The organism is Acinetobacter sp. 243_ASPC (assembly GCF_001054715.1).
GTDB lineage: Bacteria > Pseudomonadota > Gammaproteobacteria > Pseudomonadales > Moraxellaceae > Acinetobacter > Acinetobacter soli.
In genome coordinates this window covers 36,586-52,214 of record NZ_JVOR01000007.1, presented here as the reverse complement: position 1 = coordinate 52,214, position 15,629 = coordinate 36,586, and the positions used below count along the sequence as shown (strand labels likewise).

At 41.0% G+C, this 15,629-nt stretch carries 13 protein-coding genes and 1 riboswitch; of the genes, 6 read left to right on the top strand and 7 right to left on the bottom strand.

Annotation, left to right across the window (positions count from 1 at the left end; translation table 11 throughout):
* Window positions 1-395 precede the first annotated feature (395 nt).
* The 5 genes from ADA42_RS18690 to ADA42_RS00740 all read left to right on the top strand — a co-directional run bounded on the left by ADA42_RS18690 (window position 396) and on the right by ADA42_RS00740 (window position 7,322).
* On the top strand, window positions 396-656 hold the full coding sequence (locus ADA42_RS18690) for a hypothetical protein (RefSeq protein ID WP_004937288.1): 261 nt from the start codon (window positions 396-398) through the stop codon (window positions 654-656).
* A gap of 468 nt (window positions 657-1,124) precedes the next feature.
* The gene (ptsP, locus tag ADA42_RS00755; protein ID WP_048763083.1) at window positions 1,125-3,974 is read left to right on the top strand and encodes a phosphoenolpyruvate--protein phosphotransferase; all 2,850 of its coding nucleotides are present in this window, start codon (window positions 1,125-1,127) and stop codon (window positions 3,972-3,974) included.
* A gap of 6 nt (window positions 3,975-3,980) precedes the next feature.
* Window positions 3,981-4,913 (top strand): 1-phosphofructokinase, encoded by a 933-nt coding sequence (pfkB, locus tag ADA42_RS00750; RefSeq protein WP_004947086.1) that lies wholly within the window; start codon window positions 3,981-3,983, stop codon window positions 4,911-4,913.
* Window positions 4,914-4,917: 4 nt separating this feature from the next.
* Window positions 4,918-6,642 (top strand): fructose-specific PTS transporter subunit EIIC, encoded by a 1,725-nt coding sequence (locus ADA42_RS00745; RefSeq protein ID WP_048763082.1) that lies wholly within the window; start codon window positions 4,918-4,920, stop codon window positions 6,640-6,642.
* A 155-nt stretch (window positions 6,643-6,797) separates the two neighbouring features.
* Window positions 6,798-7,322 (top strand): protein tyrosine phosphatase family protein, encoded by a 525-nt coding sequence (locus ADA42_RS00740; protein WP_048763081.1) that lies wholly within the window; start codon window positions 6,798-6,800, stop codon window positions 7,320-7,322.
* Here the strand turns inward: ADA42_RS00740 and ispF are convergent.
* Window positions 7,310-7,801 (bottom strand): 2-C-methyl-D-erythritol 2,4-cyclodiphosphate synthase, encoded by a 492-nt coding sequence (ispF, locus tag ADA42_RS00735; protein WP_048763080.1) that lies wholly within the window; start codon window positions 7,799-7,801, stop codon window positions 7,310-7,312. The genes ADA42_RS00740 and ispF overlap by 13 nt on opposite strands.
* 97 nt (window positions 7,802-7,898) lie before the next feature.
* Between ispF and ADA42_RS00730 the strand changes: the two genes are divergently transcribed.
* Window positions 7,899-8,552, top strand: coding sequence for an A1S_1983 family putative colistin resistance protein (locus tag ADA42_RS00730; protein WP_004937277.1), 654 nt, complete (start codon window positions 7,899-7,901; stop codon window positions 8,550-8,552).
* Between the two features lie 37 nt (window positions 8,553-8,589).
* On the opposite strand, the gene ADA42_RS00725 is transcribed toward ADA42_RS00730, so the two are convergent.
* From ADA42_RS00725 to ADA42_RS00700, 6 genes are all read right to left on the bottom strand, one after another.
* On the bottom strand, window positions 8,590-9,834 hold the full coding sequence (locus ADA42_RS00725; RefSeq protein WP_048763079.1) for a D-amino acid dehydrogenase: 1,245 nt from the start codon (window positions 9,832-9,834) through the stop codon (window positions 8,590-8,592).
* A 146-nt stretch (window positions 9,835-9,980) separates the two neighbouring features.
* A riboswitch (glycine riboswitch) is annotated at window positions 9,981-10,069 on the bottom strand.
* A 130-nt stretch (window positions 10,070-10,199) separates the two neighbouring features.
* Window positions 10,200-10,922: a 2-C-methyl-D-erythritol 4-phosphate cytidylyltransferase gene (gene ispD, locus ADA42_RS00720; RefSeq protein ID WP_004937274.1), complete on the bottom strand. Its 723-nt coding sequence runs from the start codon at window positions 10,920-10,922 to the stop codon at window positions 10,200-10,202.
* Window positions 10,888-11,277: a cell division protein FtsB gene (gene ftsB, locus ADA42_RS00715; protein ID WP_004937272.1), complete on the bottom strand. Its 390-nt coding sequence runs from the start codon at window positions 11,275-11,277 to the stop codon at window positions 10,888-10,890. The genes ispD and ftsB overlap by 35 nt, the downstream gene beginning before the upstream one ends.
* Before the next feature lie 490 nt (window positions 11,278-11,767).
* Window positions 11,768-13,057: a phosphopyruvate hydratase gene (eno, locus tag ADA42_RS00710; RefSeq protein ID WP_004937269.1), complete on the bottom strand. Its 1,290-nt coding sequence runs from the start codon at window positions 13,055-13,057 to the stop codon at window positions 11,768-11,770.
* 45 nt (window positions 13,058-13,102) lie between these two features.
* Complete coding sequence (gene kdsA / locus ADA42_RS00705) at window positions 13,103-13,960, bottom strand: 3-deoxy-8-phosphooctulonate synthase (protein ID WP_004937268.1); 858 nt, start codon at window positions 13,958-13,960, stop codon at window positions 13,103-13,105.
* Between the two features lie 27 nt (window positions 13,961-13,987).
* Window positions 13,988-15,625 carry a CTP synthase gene (locus ADA42_RS00700; protein ID WP_004927357.1) on the bottom strand — a complete coding sequence of 546 codons (1,638 nt, stop codon included), beginning with the start codon at window positions 15,623-15,625 and terminating at the stop codon, window positions 13,988-13,990.
* Between the last annotated feature and the right edge of the window lie 4 nt (window positions 15,626-15,629).

Here is a 15,629-nt window from a genome sequence, read left to right as displayed (position 1 = left end):
TGCTTTATCCAAGCCGCATCTTGCAATCAATAAAAATGCCGTCGTTTTTACCCAAAACAGGCATTTTTTATTTGATACTGATAAAAATTCTAAAACTGTCTTTTCTGGCTCATTTTTTGCTTAACAACAATGAAGCATCTACGTGACACTTTTGTCGAATATTGATCGCGTTATTCCTATCGTATACTGAAGCTACACTTTAAGATGCTTTTAATATTTTCGAGCTAAATATTATTATTTTTCTTGAATAATGATGCAGTGTATTATCATTTTTGTATATCAAGTGAAAAAATAATAGTATCAACTCTTGAAATAGAATCTAAATCGCAGTACAACAAATGATATAGCAATTCGCTACTGTGATTTAAACGTAAATAAACATGGGAGGGGTGGAGATGTCATCAATACATTTCAATAAGCAAGTCTTCATTAACACTCTGAAGACCTCAAATATGGTCGTATATGGAGTAACCACGTTTGCTCTAATGCTTACGATCATGTTTCAAGGCATGATTAAGGGTAACTTAAAGCCCGAATACTTTGGCTATGCCTTGATCGTATCTTTCGCCTTCTGTGTCTGGGCTTTCGTCGACCATAAGTTTCGAAAACTGGGTGCCGAAAGAGCCAAATCTAAATTAGAGAAAATGGATGAGTAATCATCCATTTTTTTCATCTGTTTGAACTTAAATTACTTACTCACTTTTATTATTTTTATTTTTTGACCATTTTTGCCAATTGCCCTTCTCTCTTATTTAATCTTATACGTTCTATTCAAAATATCATGACTTATCGCTTTAAAATACGTTCAATTACTCGCATCATTACTCCCGCTTAATACTTGCGTTTAAAGTCACCCACTTTTATAGCCGCATCCGCTTACTAAATCAATTTGACGAATTATATGTAACTTGCAGAAAAGTTTCTATTTTTGTTTGAGCTTTTGACTAAAAAATAAGTGAGTTGGTACTTTATCATATCGATAATTTTATGAAGTTCTGTTAAAGTTTCACCGGAAGCTAAGTCCTATTTTTAAGTTTAACTTGATTTAAAATGACGATGAATTGGCTTCTTTTTTATATCCTGAGCATTTCAAGGTCTTCATTAAAATTATCAAAGGAAGCTTTATGTTAGTACTTGAGCCCCAACATGTTCACATGCATCAACATGCTGGTGATAAAGCAGAAGCGCTACAATGTTTAATAAATATTCTGGTTGAAGACCAACTCGTAACTGCTGAATATCTTTCTGGACTTGAGGCACGTGAAAAGCAAAGCGCGACATATTTGGGTCAAGGGATTGCGATTCCACATGGAACACCACAATCACGAGAATTTATTTTAAGCACAGGTGTTCGTTTAGCACATTTTCCAGACGGTGTTGTCTGGGACGGTGAAAATGTTATTTACTTGGCTGTGGTTATTGCAGCAAAATCAGATGAACATTTGCAGGTTTTACAAATTCTGACGCGTGCGTTGAGTAAAGATGTACATGAGTTGGTTAAGTCTGCTACAACAGCAGAACAGATTATCGAAATTTTACAAGCACAGCCCCAATCATTGGTCTTGCATGAAAATTTAATTCAAACCGATACACAGGTTGACGATATCGAAGACTTCTTCTGGAATGCAAGTAAGCTTCTCAAACAACAAAAATTGGTTGAACCTGGTTTTATTAGTCAACTTAATCCTAAAAATACGATTCAAATTCAAGATGATCTTTGGTCAATTTCAGGTTCAGGTTATGTAAAACAACCTGCCGTGAGTATTGTGAAAGCTAAACAACCATTGGCTTTTCAAGGCAGTACCATCAAAACCCTGATTTGTATTGCTGAAAATGAACAGCTCGATACACAACAATTTAACCGCTTGATGGATGTGCTGTTTCAACCACAAGTACAACAACAGCTAGACGATGAGCAATCTAGCAATCAAATTGCCAAACTTGTTGGTGCAGAAACGATTCCAGACTGGCCTTCACGCAATATTTTACTTGCCAATGCCCATGGTTTACATGCACGCCCGGCAACACAACTGGTAAACCTCACCAAAACCTTTAGTGGTGATCTTCAGGTATCAGTTGATGGTGGTAGTTTTGTTTCTGCAAAAAGCCTGACTAAACTCCTGTCTTTGGGTTGTCAACGTGGTCAACGCCTAACCTTTATTGCAGAACCTGATACAGATGCAATTTTGGCACTCGATCAGATTGTCGAGGCTATACGTGATGGTTTAGGTGAAGAAGTTGAGCCAATTGAAGAAAATCTGTTTTTAAATTCAGTACTTGATCAGGACAGCTCGGCTGAAACCGAACAGTATGAAATTACCCATTGCGGTATTGCAGCCTCTTCTGGTTTAGCATTTGGCCCTGCGCATGTCATTAAGCCGAAAAAATTTAATTACGATCGTTATGCAGGCAGTTTAAAAGAAGAAAAAGAAAAGCTTGAAATTGCAATTCGTACGGTTAAAAACACCATTCACCAATACATTTCAAAATCTGCATCGAAAGACATCAAGCAAATTTTTCTTGCTCACCTTGAAATGCTTGATGACCCAGATCTGATTCAACAAGTTCATTTGGCGTTAAATCACAATTTAAGTGCGGCCGCTGCATGGCATGAACATATTGAAAAAGCAGCCAAGGCACAAGAAGGCTTGAAGGATAAACTGCTTGCAGAACGTGCTGCTGATTTGCGTGATATCGGCGATAAGGTTTTGGCCATTTTGTGTAATGAGCCTGAAGTGGAAGAGCCAGAGCAACCTTACATCCTGATTATGCATGATGTAGGTCCGAGCGATGTTGCCCGCCTAAACAAAGATCGTGTCGCAGGTATTCTGACGTCGATTGGTGGTGCAAGTGCCCACAGTGCCATTGTCGCTCGTGCTTTAGGTATTCCGGCTGTTGTGGGTGCAGGTGATGCCGTACTGAACATTGATTCGCATGCAGTTGTACTCATTAACGGTGACACAGGTGAATTCGAAGTGAATCCTTCACCTGAACAGATTGAACATGCAATTCGTGAACGAGAAGTACAGCGTCTACGCCGTGAAGAAGCTGAAAAATCTGCACACGAACCAGCGATTACCACAGACCAGCATCAAATCGAAATTGCTGCCAATGTTGGAAAAATTGTCGATACTGCTAAAGCTGTTCAAAACGGCGCAGAAGCCATTGGCTTATTGCGTACTGAACTGGTGTTTATGTCGCATAACAGCGCACCAGATGAATTAGCTCAAGAAAAAGATTACCGTCATGTACTTGATGCACTCGAAGGCCGTCCACTTGTCGTTCGTACACTTGATGTAGGTGGAGACAAGCCACTTCCATACTTACCGATTGCAGCCGAAGAAAATCCATTTTTGGGATTACGCGGTATTCGTTTGACTTTACGCAAACCAACATTACTGCGTCAGCAATTAATTGCATTGCTTAAATCGGCAGATAATCGCCCGCTGCGCATTATGTTTCCAATGGTTGGTCGAGTTGAAGAATGGCGCGCTGCTAAAGGCATCTTAGACGAAGTACTACAGCAGTATCCGTGTGAAAACCTTGAAGTCGGCATCATGATTGAGGTTCCTTCCGCAGCGCTCTTGACCCCTATTTTAGCTAAAGAAGTCGACTTCTTTAGTATCGGTACAAATGACTTAACGCAATACACCATGGCAATTGACCGTGGTCATCCGATTTTATCGGCTGAAGCAGACGGACTTCACCCAAGTATCCTGCTTTTAATTGATCAAACGGTACGTGCTGCACATGCCAATAACAAATGGGTGGGTATTTGTGGTGAACTTGCCGCAGATCCTAAAGCTGTACCCATTTTAATGGGACTTGGCGTTGATGAGCTCAGTATGTCAATTTCCAGCATTCCACTGGTTAAGGCTCAAGTGCGTCACTTAAATTATGCTGAGTGTCAAAAACTCGCGCAAAAAGCATTGCTTTGCGATAGTGCGATTGCAGTTCGTGAATTGGCGGAATAACAACCCATGGCAAAAATTTTAACGATTACTCTAAATCCAGCTATTGATATCACTATCGAACTTGAAACACTTCATGTCGGTGCAGTCAATCGTCAGCAGCATGTACAACTACATGCTGCAGGTAAAGGATTAAATGTTGCACAGGTCTTACATGATTTGGGGCATGATGTCATTGTTTCGGGCTTCTTAGGGGTAAGAAATCGAGAGATTTTTGATCGCCACTTTGAAGAAATGCACTTTGAAAATCAGTTTATCTATATTCCGGGCGAAACACGCCAGAATGTCAAAATTGCAGAACACTCTGGTCGCATGACGGATATTAACGGTAAAGGTTTTCTGGTTTCCGAAAGTGACAAGCAACGCTTGATGCTTCAGATTCATCAGGCTGCTCAAGAAGTTGAATGCGTTGTCATTGGTGGAAGTTTGCCACAAGGATTTTCAGTAGACGATTTAAAAGCATTGATGGATATGTTGCAAAAAGCCAATAAACTGGTCGCAATTGATACCAGTGGTGAAGCACTTGTCGCCGCGATTTCAATGCATCCTTGGATGATCAAACCCAATACCGATGAACTTGAAGAAAGTTATGGTAAGAAGCTCACCGAACTGTCTGAACAAATCGAATTGTTTAAAGCGCTCGATAGCCGTATTGAGCATGTTGTGATTTCGATGGGTGAAGACGGCGTGCACTGGCTCAACCCTGCTCAAGCATTAAAATCGTTGCCGCCTAAAGTAGAAGTGAAAAGTACAGTAGGTGCAGGTGATTCATTGTTGGCAGGAATGATACATGGTTTGGTCAGCAAGCTCTCTGCCGAAGAAACACTTCAAACGGCAACTGCAATTGCAAGTAATGCTGTGAGCCAAATTGGCTTTCGCGTACCAACAGAAGAAAAGCTGTTGAATCTTAAACAACAAACCACTATCAAATCATTGAGTTAATCTGATGCAGACAGTTCAATCCCTCTTATTTGTGATCAATAGTACGCAGCAGTACGTCAATGCTTCGATTTTGGCAAAAAAGTTGACTCAATCTGCAAACAAATTGGGCTATACCAGCACGACTATTGCATCAAAAGATGACATTCCACAGCATAATGTCGATGTTGTGGTGTTTCTGGGTGATCTACCGAGTAATGTTGCTGCGTACCCTGCAAACTTGGTCGCACAAATTCGTTTGGATGATGCCACAAAGAATACAGATGAATTACTCAGTCATGCCTTAAACAATGCTAAAGCTGCAAGTGAGTCTACCTCACTCACAGCTTCAACTGGCAATCAGGCAAAACGCTTTGTTGCAATCACAGCTTGCCCAACGGGTGTAGCGCACACCTTTATGGCTGCTGAGGCTTTACAACAAGGTGCGACCAAGCACGACTATATCATTGATGTTGAAACCCAAGGCTCTGTTGGCGCAAAAAACATTCTGACAGCAGAAGCGATTGAAGCGGCCGACATTGTCATTTTGGCAACAGATATTGAAGTGAATACCGACCGCTTTGTGGGTAAACGCGTTTATCGTTGCAGCACAGGCTTTGCCTTAAAACAAACTGACAAGGCGTTTCAACAAGCGATTAGCGAAGCGAAGGTTCTTGAATCGTCCAAGCAAGCTGCAACCGCAGCGTCTGGCTCAGCGACAAAAGAAAAGGCTGGCGTGTACAAACACCTACTGACAGGTGTTTCTTTCATGCTACCTATGGTGGTTGCGGGTGGCTTGCTTATCGCACTATCGCTATGTTTTGGTTTAAATGCTGCTGAACAAAGCGGAAGTTTAGCTTATGTTTTGAAGCAAATTGGTGTAACAGCTTTTACACTCATGGTGCCGATGTTGTCTGGCTATATTGCCTATTCAATTGCCGACCGCCCAGGCTTAACACCAGGACTGATTGGTGGCTTATTGGCGACCCAGTTACAAGCAGGCTTTTTGGGCGGGATTGTTTCAGGTTTCCTTGCTGGTTATATCGCGTTGTTTTTGGCCAAAAAAATCAAGTTGCCAACCAGCCTTGAGTCATTAAAACCAATCCTCATTGTTCCATTATTGGGAACATTATCGGTTGGTTTGATCATGTACTATGTTGTGGGTAGTCCAGTTGCTCAAATCTTTGAAATGATGAAAGACTTCCTGAACAACATGGGTACAACCAACGCTGTGTTGATGGGAATTGTTTTGGCATCGATGATGTGTATCGATTTGGGTGGGCCAATCAACAAAGCAGCTTATGCTTTTACTGTAGGCCTTTTAACCACCAATACGTATATGCCAATGGCTGCCACAATGGCGGGCGGTATGGTACCTGCACTTGGAATGGCGCTGGCTACATTCTTTGCGAAAAATAAATTTAATACGGGCGAACGCGATGCAGGTAAGGCTGCATTTGTTTTGGGCTTGTGTTTTATTTCTGAAGGTGCAATTCCATTTGCAGCAAAAGATCCAATGCGAGTAATTCCAACCTGTATCGCTGGTGGTGCAGTCACAGGTGCGCTTGTTGCACTATTTCATTGCGAGCTGGTTACACCGCATGGTGGCGTATTTGTATTGCTGATTCCAAATGCAATCAACCACGCGTGGCTGTATCTCATTGCGATTGCTGCGGGCAGCTTAGTAACAGGTCTGAGCTACGCTTTACTCAAGCGCCGTGAAACAGCACCTTTGGTTGCACAGAAAGCTTAAGTTATAGGTGTTATAAAAAAAGAGAGGTTATCCTCTCTTTTTTTATGTCATGATTTTTTGATTCGTCACGAATAAGCGAAATTGTCTGGATTTGTCATAAAGAATTGGTTATAAGTGATTTTTAAGATTTAATATGAATACTCAGCAAAACGCTTATGACATCTTTAGAACGATCTCTTGCTGAAATTCCAGCCTTCGCACCTATCCATGCACATCTTTTTAGTTCTGGTCAACCAAGCGCAGAACAGCTTAAGTGTATTAAAGAATATGGCTTTAGTACCGTCATTAATCTGGCCTTAAATGATGCCGATCCACACTTAGATCATGAAGATCGAATCTGTCTCGAACTTGGGCTCAATTATATCCATTTGCCTATGTTATGGGACATGCCAAATGCTGAACAAGGTTTGTTAATTTTAGACCTGATTGATCATCTTGTCGGTAATGAAATGGTCTGGATTCATTGTGCTAAAAATTATCGGGTCAGTTGTTTGATGTACCTATATCGTCAATATTATATGGATATTGATATTTCAGAGGCCCAAACACAACTTGAAGAAGTGTGGCAACCCAACGAAACTTGGACGGGCATTATTCATAGTATTGCTTTACAGCTTCAAGGCCGTAAAGCAACACGCGATATTCAAAATACCATGAATCAATCCGATCATTTTACCTGATGCGAGATCAATACGGTTGCTGTAGCCAGAATACCTTCCTGACGTCCCGTAAAACCCAGCTGTTCGGTTGTAGTGGCCTTGATACTAATCTGCGTCACATCAACCTCCAAAACATCAGCAATACTCTGACGCATGTCAAGATTATGCTTGGCTAGCTTAGGTCGCTCACAGGCAACCGTGATATCCGCATTATTGAGTACATAGCCACGATCCAAAATAAGCTGATAAATATGTTTAAGCAATACTCGGCTATCCACACCTTTAAATGCTGGATCTGTATCTGGAAAGTGCTGACCAATATCGCCTAATGCCAATGCTCCTAAAAGTGCATCGGACAATGCATGTAACACGACATCACCATCTGAATGCGCTTTTAAGCCATGTGAATGCGGAATCTTGACTCCAGCCAGTGTGACATGATCGCCCTCTTCAAAGGCATGCACATCTAATCCCTGGCCAATTCGAACTTGTACAACCACTATTCATTCCTTCTATAAATAAACAACTCATCTTGTATTCTGGCTTGCGGTTTCGCTATAGTACGTGAAGCAAAGTCAAATGAAAGTATAAGCGATCATGCCGTTTAATACAGATAGATTTCCTTTAAAAAACGTAGCTTATGTTCTAATGATTGGTGGATGGTGTACATTTGCCCAAGCTTTTCCATTGAGCAACTGTGATGCAAAATCTGATACACCGCTTGAGGGAAAGATCTGCTCAGGTACGTTTAAAAGCTCACGCCAAGCACTCGACAGCAAATTTTTAACCGCTTATCTGGTTTCAGATGCACCGGTTCAGTTGCTCAAAGACACTCACACGTTGTGGCTGAATCAAACCAAACTTTGCAAAACCTCTCAATGTATTAAGCAACAATTTGATGTTCGTTCCGATGAACTCAACACTTATACATCTTTAAATCAAACGCTTACACAGCATTTTCTCAAATATGACAATGGAACATTAGCCACATCGCCAGTTCATTTACAAGTTCATCAATTAAGCAAAGATAAAATCAAGATTGAAGGAATTGCATATCGAAATCCGAACAATCGATCTGAAACCCAAACTGTGCCATTTTTAGCTTATACCTCACCTGAGAAGAAAAATCAGATTGTCGATAACGAGCACGACTGTGCGTATACATTTAATTTTCAAAAAAGCCTTTTAGTTGTTAAAACCGAGCAAAAAGGCTGTGAGCGTTTTACAGGTATTTATCGGCTTTACGATTAAATCGGCATACACCTGAATGCATGCCGTGTGAATATGTTTAGGCAGGAACCTTCATCGCAATTTCTTGACTAATCATGGAAGCAGTTGCGGCCGAAAGTGTCCATCCTAAATGGCCATGTCCAGTGTTGTAAAATACACGTGGATGTCTGCCCTGTTTTACAACCGGCATCATGTTGGGCATCATAGGTCTTAAGCCTGCCCAAGGCACCACATGCTCGGTGGAAAGATCAAAGTTTTCATTCACCCAATTAATTAAAGGTTGAATACGATCTGCCCGAATATCTCGGTTATAGCCATTAAATTCGGCAGTCCCGGCCACGCGTAAGCGATCTTCTCCTAGGCGTGATGTCACGATCTTGGCACGTTCATCGAGTAAACTCACCCAAGGCGCGTTGGCAATGCTTTTCGTATCTTTCAAATGCACTGTAATCGAATATCCTTTGACCGGATATACATTTACTCGATCGCCCAGCATATGTGCAAGCTGATAACTTCCCACACCACCACAGACAATAACACCGTCGGCCTCAATACAAAGCGCTTCTTTTGATAATTGCGACATGTTTTCATCACTTGGCAAACACGTCACACGAACCATATGCTCATTTAACTGAACATCTTTGACATCCCAACCAAACTGGTAATTCACGCCATACGTTTTTGAGCGCTCGGCCAACCCCACACTAAATTTATGAATGTCGCCTGTTGCATCTCCAGGCGTGTAATATCCACCAAAATATTCACCTGCCAAAGTCGGCTCAATCTGCTTCATTTGTTCAGGCGTGACACCAAAGCGCTCAAGCTGACCTTTAACCAACAGATCATTCACATTTTTGGCAACGATATAGTCAGATTCATTGTGATAAATGTGCAAAATACCGCGCTTTTCCAGATTAAAATCAATATTTTCATCTTTAGCAATTTCAAACAGGCGTTGGCGGGCTAAAAGTGCCAATCGTACCGTATCGATGGTATTTTTTTCATAATTTTTGATTTGTGATAAAAACTCAAATAGCCAACTATATTTATGCAAATTAAATGAAGGATTTAACAGTAACGGTGCATCTTTGTGAGACATCCATTTGATGCCCTTGGCCACTGTAGATTTTTGATTCCAGACTTCTGCATTACAGGCTGAAAGCTGTCCACCATTGGCAAATGATGTTTCCATGGCTGGAAACAAATGTCGGTCAATCACCGTGACCTGATACCCCAATTTCGCCAGCTCATAGGCCGATGTAACACCTGTAATACCCGCACCAATCACAATAATATGAGACATAATTGCTCCTTTGAAATGTTACAACATTTCAGAAGTTGCCCCATCTGTCATGGTACCTGAGAGCTTCGATGCGACTAGATTTACCATAAATCTGTCGACCATCCCCTTCGGTGAGTATACTAAGATACTTCTCTCCAGATTACTTATCGATCACTACAGTCCTTTTGCCTGAGAGTTTCCGGGGTCGTTGCTCCTTCGGCGTATCCTAAAAGGACATCTCTCCTGCAATAATCGTTATGTTTATAAAAGCAATGTATATGCCAATTCAGTATAAAATCAACTTATTATCGTTAATGAATTGTAGTGTATAAAAAAAGCGCCTGTATCTTTTCAAAAACAAGCGCTTTAAAAAATATTGACCTAAATCAACTCTGCCGCTGTGCATTTAGAATCAGGCGAGCAAGTTGTAAATCCTCTGAATAAGTAATTTTAATGTTATCAGAACGCCCTTGAACCACATCTACAGTTTCACCCATATATTCTAATGCGCTTGCTTCATCTGTGATCGGAATTTGATTCATTAAAGCGTACTCAATACAACGCTTTAAAATACCCAGCTTTGCCATTTGTGGTGTTTGGGCCTGCCAGAGGAAACTCCGATCAACAGTTTTCTCAATTTTAGGCTGTTGTTGTACTCGTTTAAGCGTATCTCTGACAGGCGTTGCCAAAATGGCATGTACATCATGCGCTGTACAATGTGTCATTAGTGCCTCTAGGTTGGGCAAGCTCACACATGGACGAGCAGCATCATGCACCAAAACATAGTCATCTTCTGAAGCAAAGCGCAAAAGATGATTCAGCGCATTTAATACTGAGTCGGCTCGTTCTTTTCCGCCCAAACAAAAATGTGCTTTATGGCGATTCTTTAAAGGAAGTGTCTGGGCAATATTATCATCTTGACCAATCGCCAAAACATAACCATCGAGGGGTAAGCCATTTAATCGATCAACTGTGTGTTCTAAGACAGTTTTATCATCAATCAACTGGTATTGTTTTAACTCGGTTTTAGAAAAACGCGACCCGCTTCCAGCAGCAGGAATAATTGCCCATAACTTAGTCTGGAATGTCGGGTGTTGGTGGGGTTTCATTGGTTTGCATATCTACTTTAGCATTTGGATCGATATAAATCGGCTTGTACTGGGTACTAATCGTACTCATTTGAACAAAGGTTTCATGAGGCTTAATTAAACCCAAATCGAGACGTGCATGTTCTTCAATCGCCTCTGTGCCATTTTTCAGATCATAGACTTCAGCAGCAAGAATTCGATTTCGCTCTTTTAATTCTTGATTGATTTCAGCTTGTTGAGCAATTTGCTGTGTTAAGGCTTGATGCGGAAAATAACCACCCTCACCCCACCAGAAACTGTACTGAAGACCTGCAACCAAAATGATGACAAGCCCCAATATAAGTTTGCTCGAAGTAGACTTAAAAACTTCTAACATAGTCTTGGGCACTTCAATTAAAACATCCTTTAATGTTTTGTATGATATAACAATTTGAAACTTGGCATGCACAATTGTGGCCAAATCTAAATAAAAAAATTAAAAGCCAATCATAACGTTATTGACCTTTTTGACGCGTCTCATTTTGTCAAAGTTCATCTCAATTGAAAAGAGTCTATCGGGTATGATTTGAGTAATCTACTCAAAACTAAGGCAACTTTCTGCTATTAATTTTATGCTATTTTTTACAATTCTTCTGGGTGCTTGAAATGTGATTCAGCCACTTTTCATTGCTCAATAGAGAAATATAGTCAGTTTTCGCACTCTTTAAATTAGCAACTCATTTCAAAAACTGTTGTGCAGTGTATGAATCACTAAATGTGAAAATATCACTCTAAAATAAAAAAGGTGCTATTAAACATAGCACCTTTTATTGCCTGCAAATCTCTTCAATTCAAGACTGACGATGATTTGCAATTACATTCAAAGCTTAATTTAAACCTTTGAATTCCGCCTTACCACGGTAAGCCGCTTTAGTTAACTCTTCAATACGAAGCAACTGGTTGTATTTTGATACACGATCAGAACGGCACAATGAACCTGTTTTGATTTGACCCGCAGCAGTACCTACTGCAAGATCTGCAATAGTTGAATCTTCAGTTTCACCTGAACGGTGTGAAATCACTGTAGAATAACCATTGTCTTTCGCTAAATAGATTGCATCTAGCGTTTCAGTCAACGTACCAATTTGGTTGTACTTGATTAAGATAGAGTTACCTACTTTCTCATTGATACCACGTTGAAGGATTTTTGGATTGGTTACAAACAGGTCATCACCCACCAACTGGATTTTGTCACCCAGAATCGATGTCAAGTAAGACCAACCTTCCCAATCAGACTCATCTAAACCATCTTCAATTGAGATAATTGGATACTGGTTTACAAGACCTGCTAAATAGTCAGAGAACTGGTTGCTTGTGAATGCTTTATTGCCCTCACCAGCCAAGATGTACTGACCATTTTTATAAAATTCTGAAGATGCACAGTCAAGTGCAAGCATGATGTCAGAACCCGCCTTGTAGCCAGTTTGACCAATCGCTTCAAGAATAACAGTGATTGCTTCTTCATTAGAACGCAAGTTTGGCGCAAAACCACCTTCATCACCCACAGCAGTGTTTAAACCTTTTTTGTTTAAAACTGATTTTAGAGAATGGAAGATTTCAGCACCTGCACGCAATGCTTCAGAGAATGAAGTGAAGCCAACAGGCTCAATCATAAACTCTTGAATATCAACGTTGTTGTCTGCATGCGAACCACCATTGATGATGTTCATCATAGGTACAGGCATCGTCAAGATGGTTTGACCACGTAAGTCTGCGATGTATTGGAAAAGAGGGATTTTCTTTTCATCGGCAGCAGCGCGTGCAGCAGCTAGTGATACCGCCAAAGTTGCATTCGCACCTAATTTTTCTTTATTTTCAGTACCATCAAGCTCGATCATCGTGTTATCGATGTCTTTTTGTTCAAATACTGATTTGCCCACTAAAGCGTCACGGATAACGGTGTTGACGTTATTCACCGCAGTTTTAACGCCTTTACCCAAATAGCGTGCTTTATCGCCATCACGAAGTTCTAACGCTTCACGAGAACCAGTTGAAGCACCAGATGGTGCACAAGCACGACCAACTACGCCAGATGCTAAGATTACGTCTGCTTCGATGGTCGGGTTACCACGAGAGTCCAAAATTTCACGTGCACGAATATCAACGATTTGGCTCATGAACAATTCCTCAATTGAATGAAAAATAAGATGCAATCATTTGCATCAATCAGTATTTAACTTTTTGAATCCTTTAACTAAAGTATCCAATTCTTTTAATTGTGCCAAGAAAGGCTCAAGCTGTGATAGGCGTAACGCACAAGGACCATCACATTTGGCTTTTTCAGGATCTGGATGTGCTTCTAAGAACAATCCAGCCAATCCAGTCGCCATCCCTGCGCGAGCTAATGTCGTAATTTGTGCACGGCGTCCACCTGCCGAGTCAGCTCGACCACCAGGTGTTTGAAGTGCATGCGTGACATCAAAGAATACCGGCACATTCATCTCTTTCATGGTGTCGAAACCAAGCATATCGACCACAAGATTATTGTAGCCAAAAGAGGTTCCACGCTCACACAAAATCAGCTTGTCATTACCCGCTTCAAGGCACTTGTTCAAGATATGATTCATTTCACGCGGCGACAAGAATTGTGCTTTTTTAATATTAATAATGGCTTGGGTTTTTGCCATTGCCTCAACCAGATCCGTTTGACGGCTCAAGAATGCAGGCAATTGAATAATATCGGCAACCTCTGCAACAGGAGCAGCTTGATACGGTTCATGCACATCGGTAATAATTGGAACATTAAAATGTTTTTTAATTTCACCGAGCCATTCAATACCTTTTTCGAGGCCAGGACCACGAAACGAATGTAGGCTTGAACGGTTTGCTTTATCAAAACTTGCTTTAAAAACGTAAGGGATTTCAAGGCGTTTGCAGATATCCACATAGGTTTCTGCAATTTCAAATGCAAGATCTTTCGACTCAAGTACATTCATTCCGCCAAATAATACAAATGGCAAATGATTTGCCATTTGTATATCGCCTAAACGTACAATCTCTTGGGGTTTTAATTGTGACATTTAAACAGTCCTAGTTTATGCGTCGTATTATTTCGTTTTAAGGTGCTGTTTTTTCGCAGCATCGATAAAGCTAGCAAATAATGGATGTCCATCACGTGGCGAACTTGTAAATTCAGGATGGAATTGTACAGCAATAAACCAAGGATGTTCAGGAATTTCGACTGTTTCAACCAAATGTTGCGCAGTTGAATAGCCCGAAATTTTCATACCCGCTTTTTCAATTGGCTCAATAAAGCGGTCGTTCATTTCATAGCGGTGACGATGACGCTCTACAATCTCAGCCTTACCATACACCTGACGTGTTTTGGTGCCTTCGACCAGTTCAGATTTTTGCGCACCTAAACGCATGGTTCCACCAAGATCTGACTCAACGCTGCGCTGTTGAAGTTCACCACGCTCGTCTAACCACTCTGTGATCAGACCAATGATTGGGAACTTGGTCGAACGGTTAAATTCAGTCGATGTAGCTTCTGCCAAACCTGCAACATTACGTGCGTATTCAATTACCGCAAGCTGCATGCCCAAGCAAATTCCTAAAAATGGAATACCTTGCTCACGCGCATACTTAATCGCCAACATCTTGCCTTCTGTTCCACGCTCACCAAAACCACCCGGTACAAGGATAGCATCAGCCGTAGACAAAATAGAGATATCTTGGGTTTCAAGCGTTTCTGCATCGACATAGTCGATCTGAACTTTTACGCGATTTTGAATACCCGCATGAAGTAAAGCTTCATTGACAGACTTATAAGCATCTGGAAGTTCAACGTATTTACCCACCATTGCGACACGAACAATGTATTCAGGGTTAAATAATGCTTCGCATACCTGATCCCAATCTGAAAGATCAGCTTGTGGCAAATCGTTGTAGCCGAAACGCTCACAGATGAGGTCGTCTACTTTTTGCTCGTAGAAGTTACGCGGAATTTGATAGATGGTTTTCGCATCTTTACATACCACAACCGCACGTGCTTCAACATTGGTAAACAATGCGATTTTACGTTTGGTGTCGGCATCTACGTCATGCTCTGTACGGCAGATCAAAATATCCGGTTGAATACCAATTGACAATAATTCTTTCACAGAATGTTGAGTTGGTTTGGTTTTCAACTCTGCTGCTGAACGAATATATGGGAGGAGTGTCAAATGCATCAACATCGTACGCTTATGGCCAAGTTCGACCATTAACTGACGTACAGATTCCATAAATGGTAAAGATTCGATATCACCAACCGTACCACCGATTTCGACAATCGCGACATCATAGCCTTCACCGGCTGCAAGAACACGTTCTTTGATGTTATCGGTAATATGTGGAATAACTTGAACCGTACCACCTAAGTAATCGCCACGACGTTCTTTATTTAAAACGTCTTGATAAACACGACCACTGGTGAAGTTGTTCAATTTGGTCATTTTCGCACGACGTAAGAAACGTTCGTAATAGCCCAAATCTAAATCTGTTTCGGCACCATCTTCAGTAACAAAAACTTCACCGTGTTGGAATGGACTCATTGTCCCCGGATCAACATTAATATATGGATCCATTTTTACCATGGTTACTTTTAAACCACGGGCTTCTAAAAGTGCAGCAACTGAAGCAGCTGAAATACCTTTACCTAGTGATGAAACAACACCACCAGTTACGAAAATAAAATGGGTCATTGGG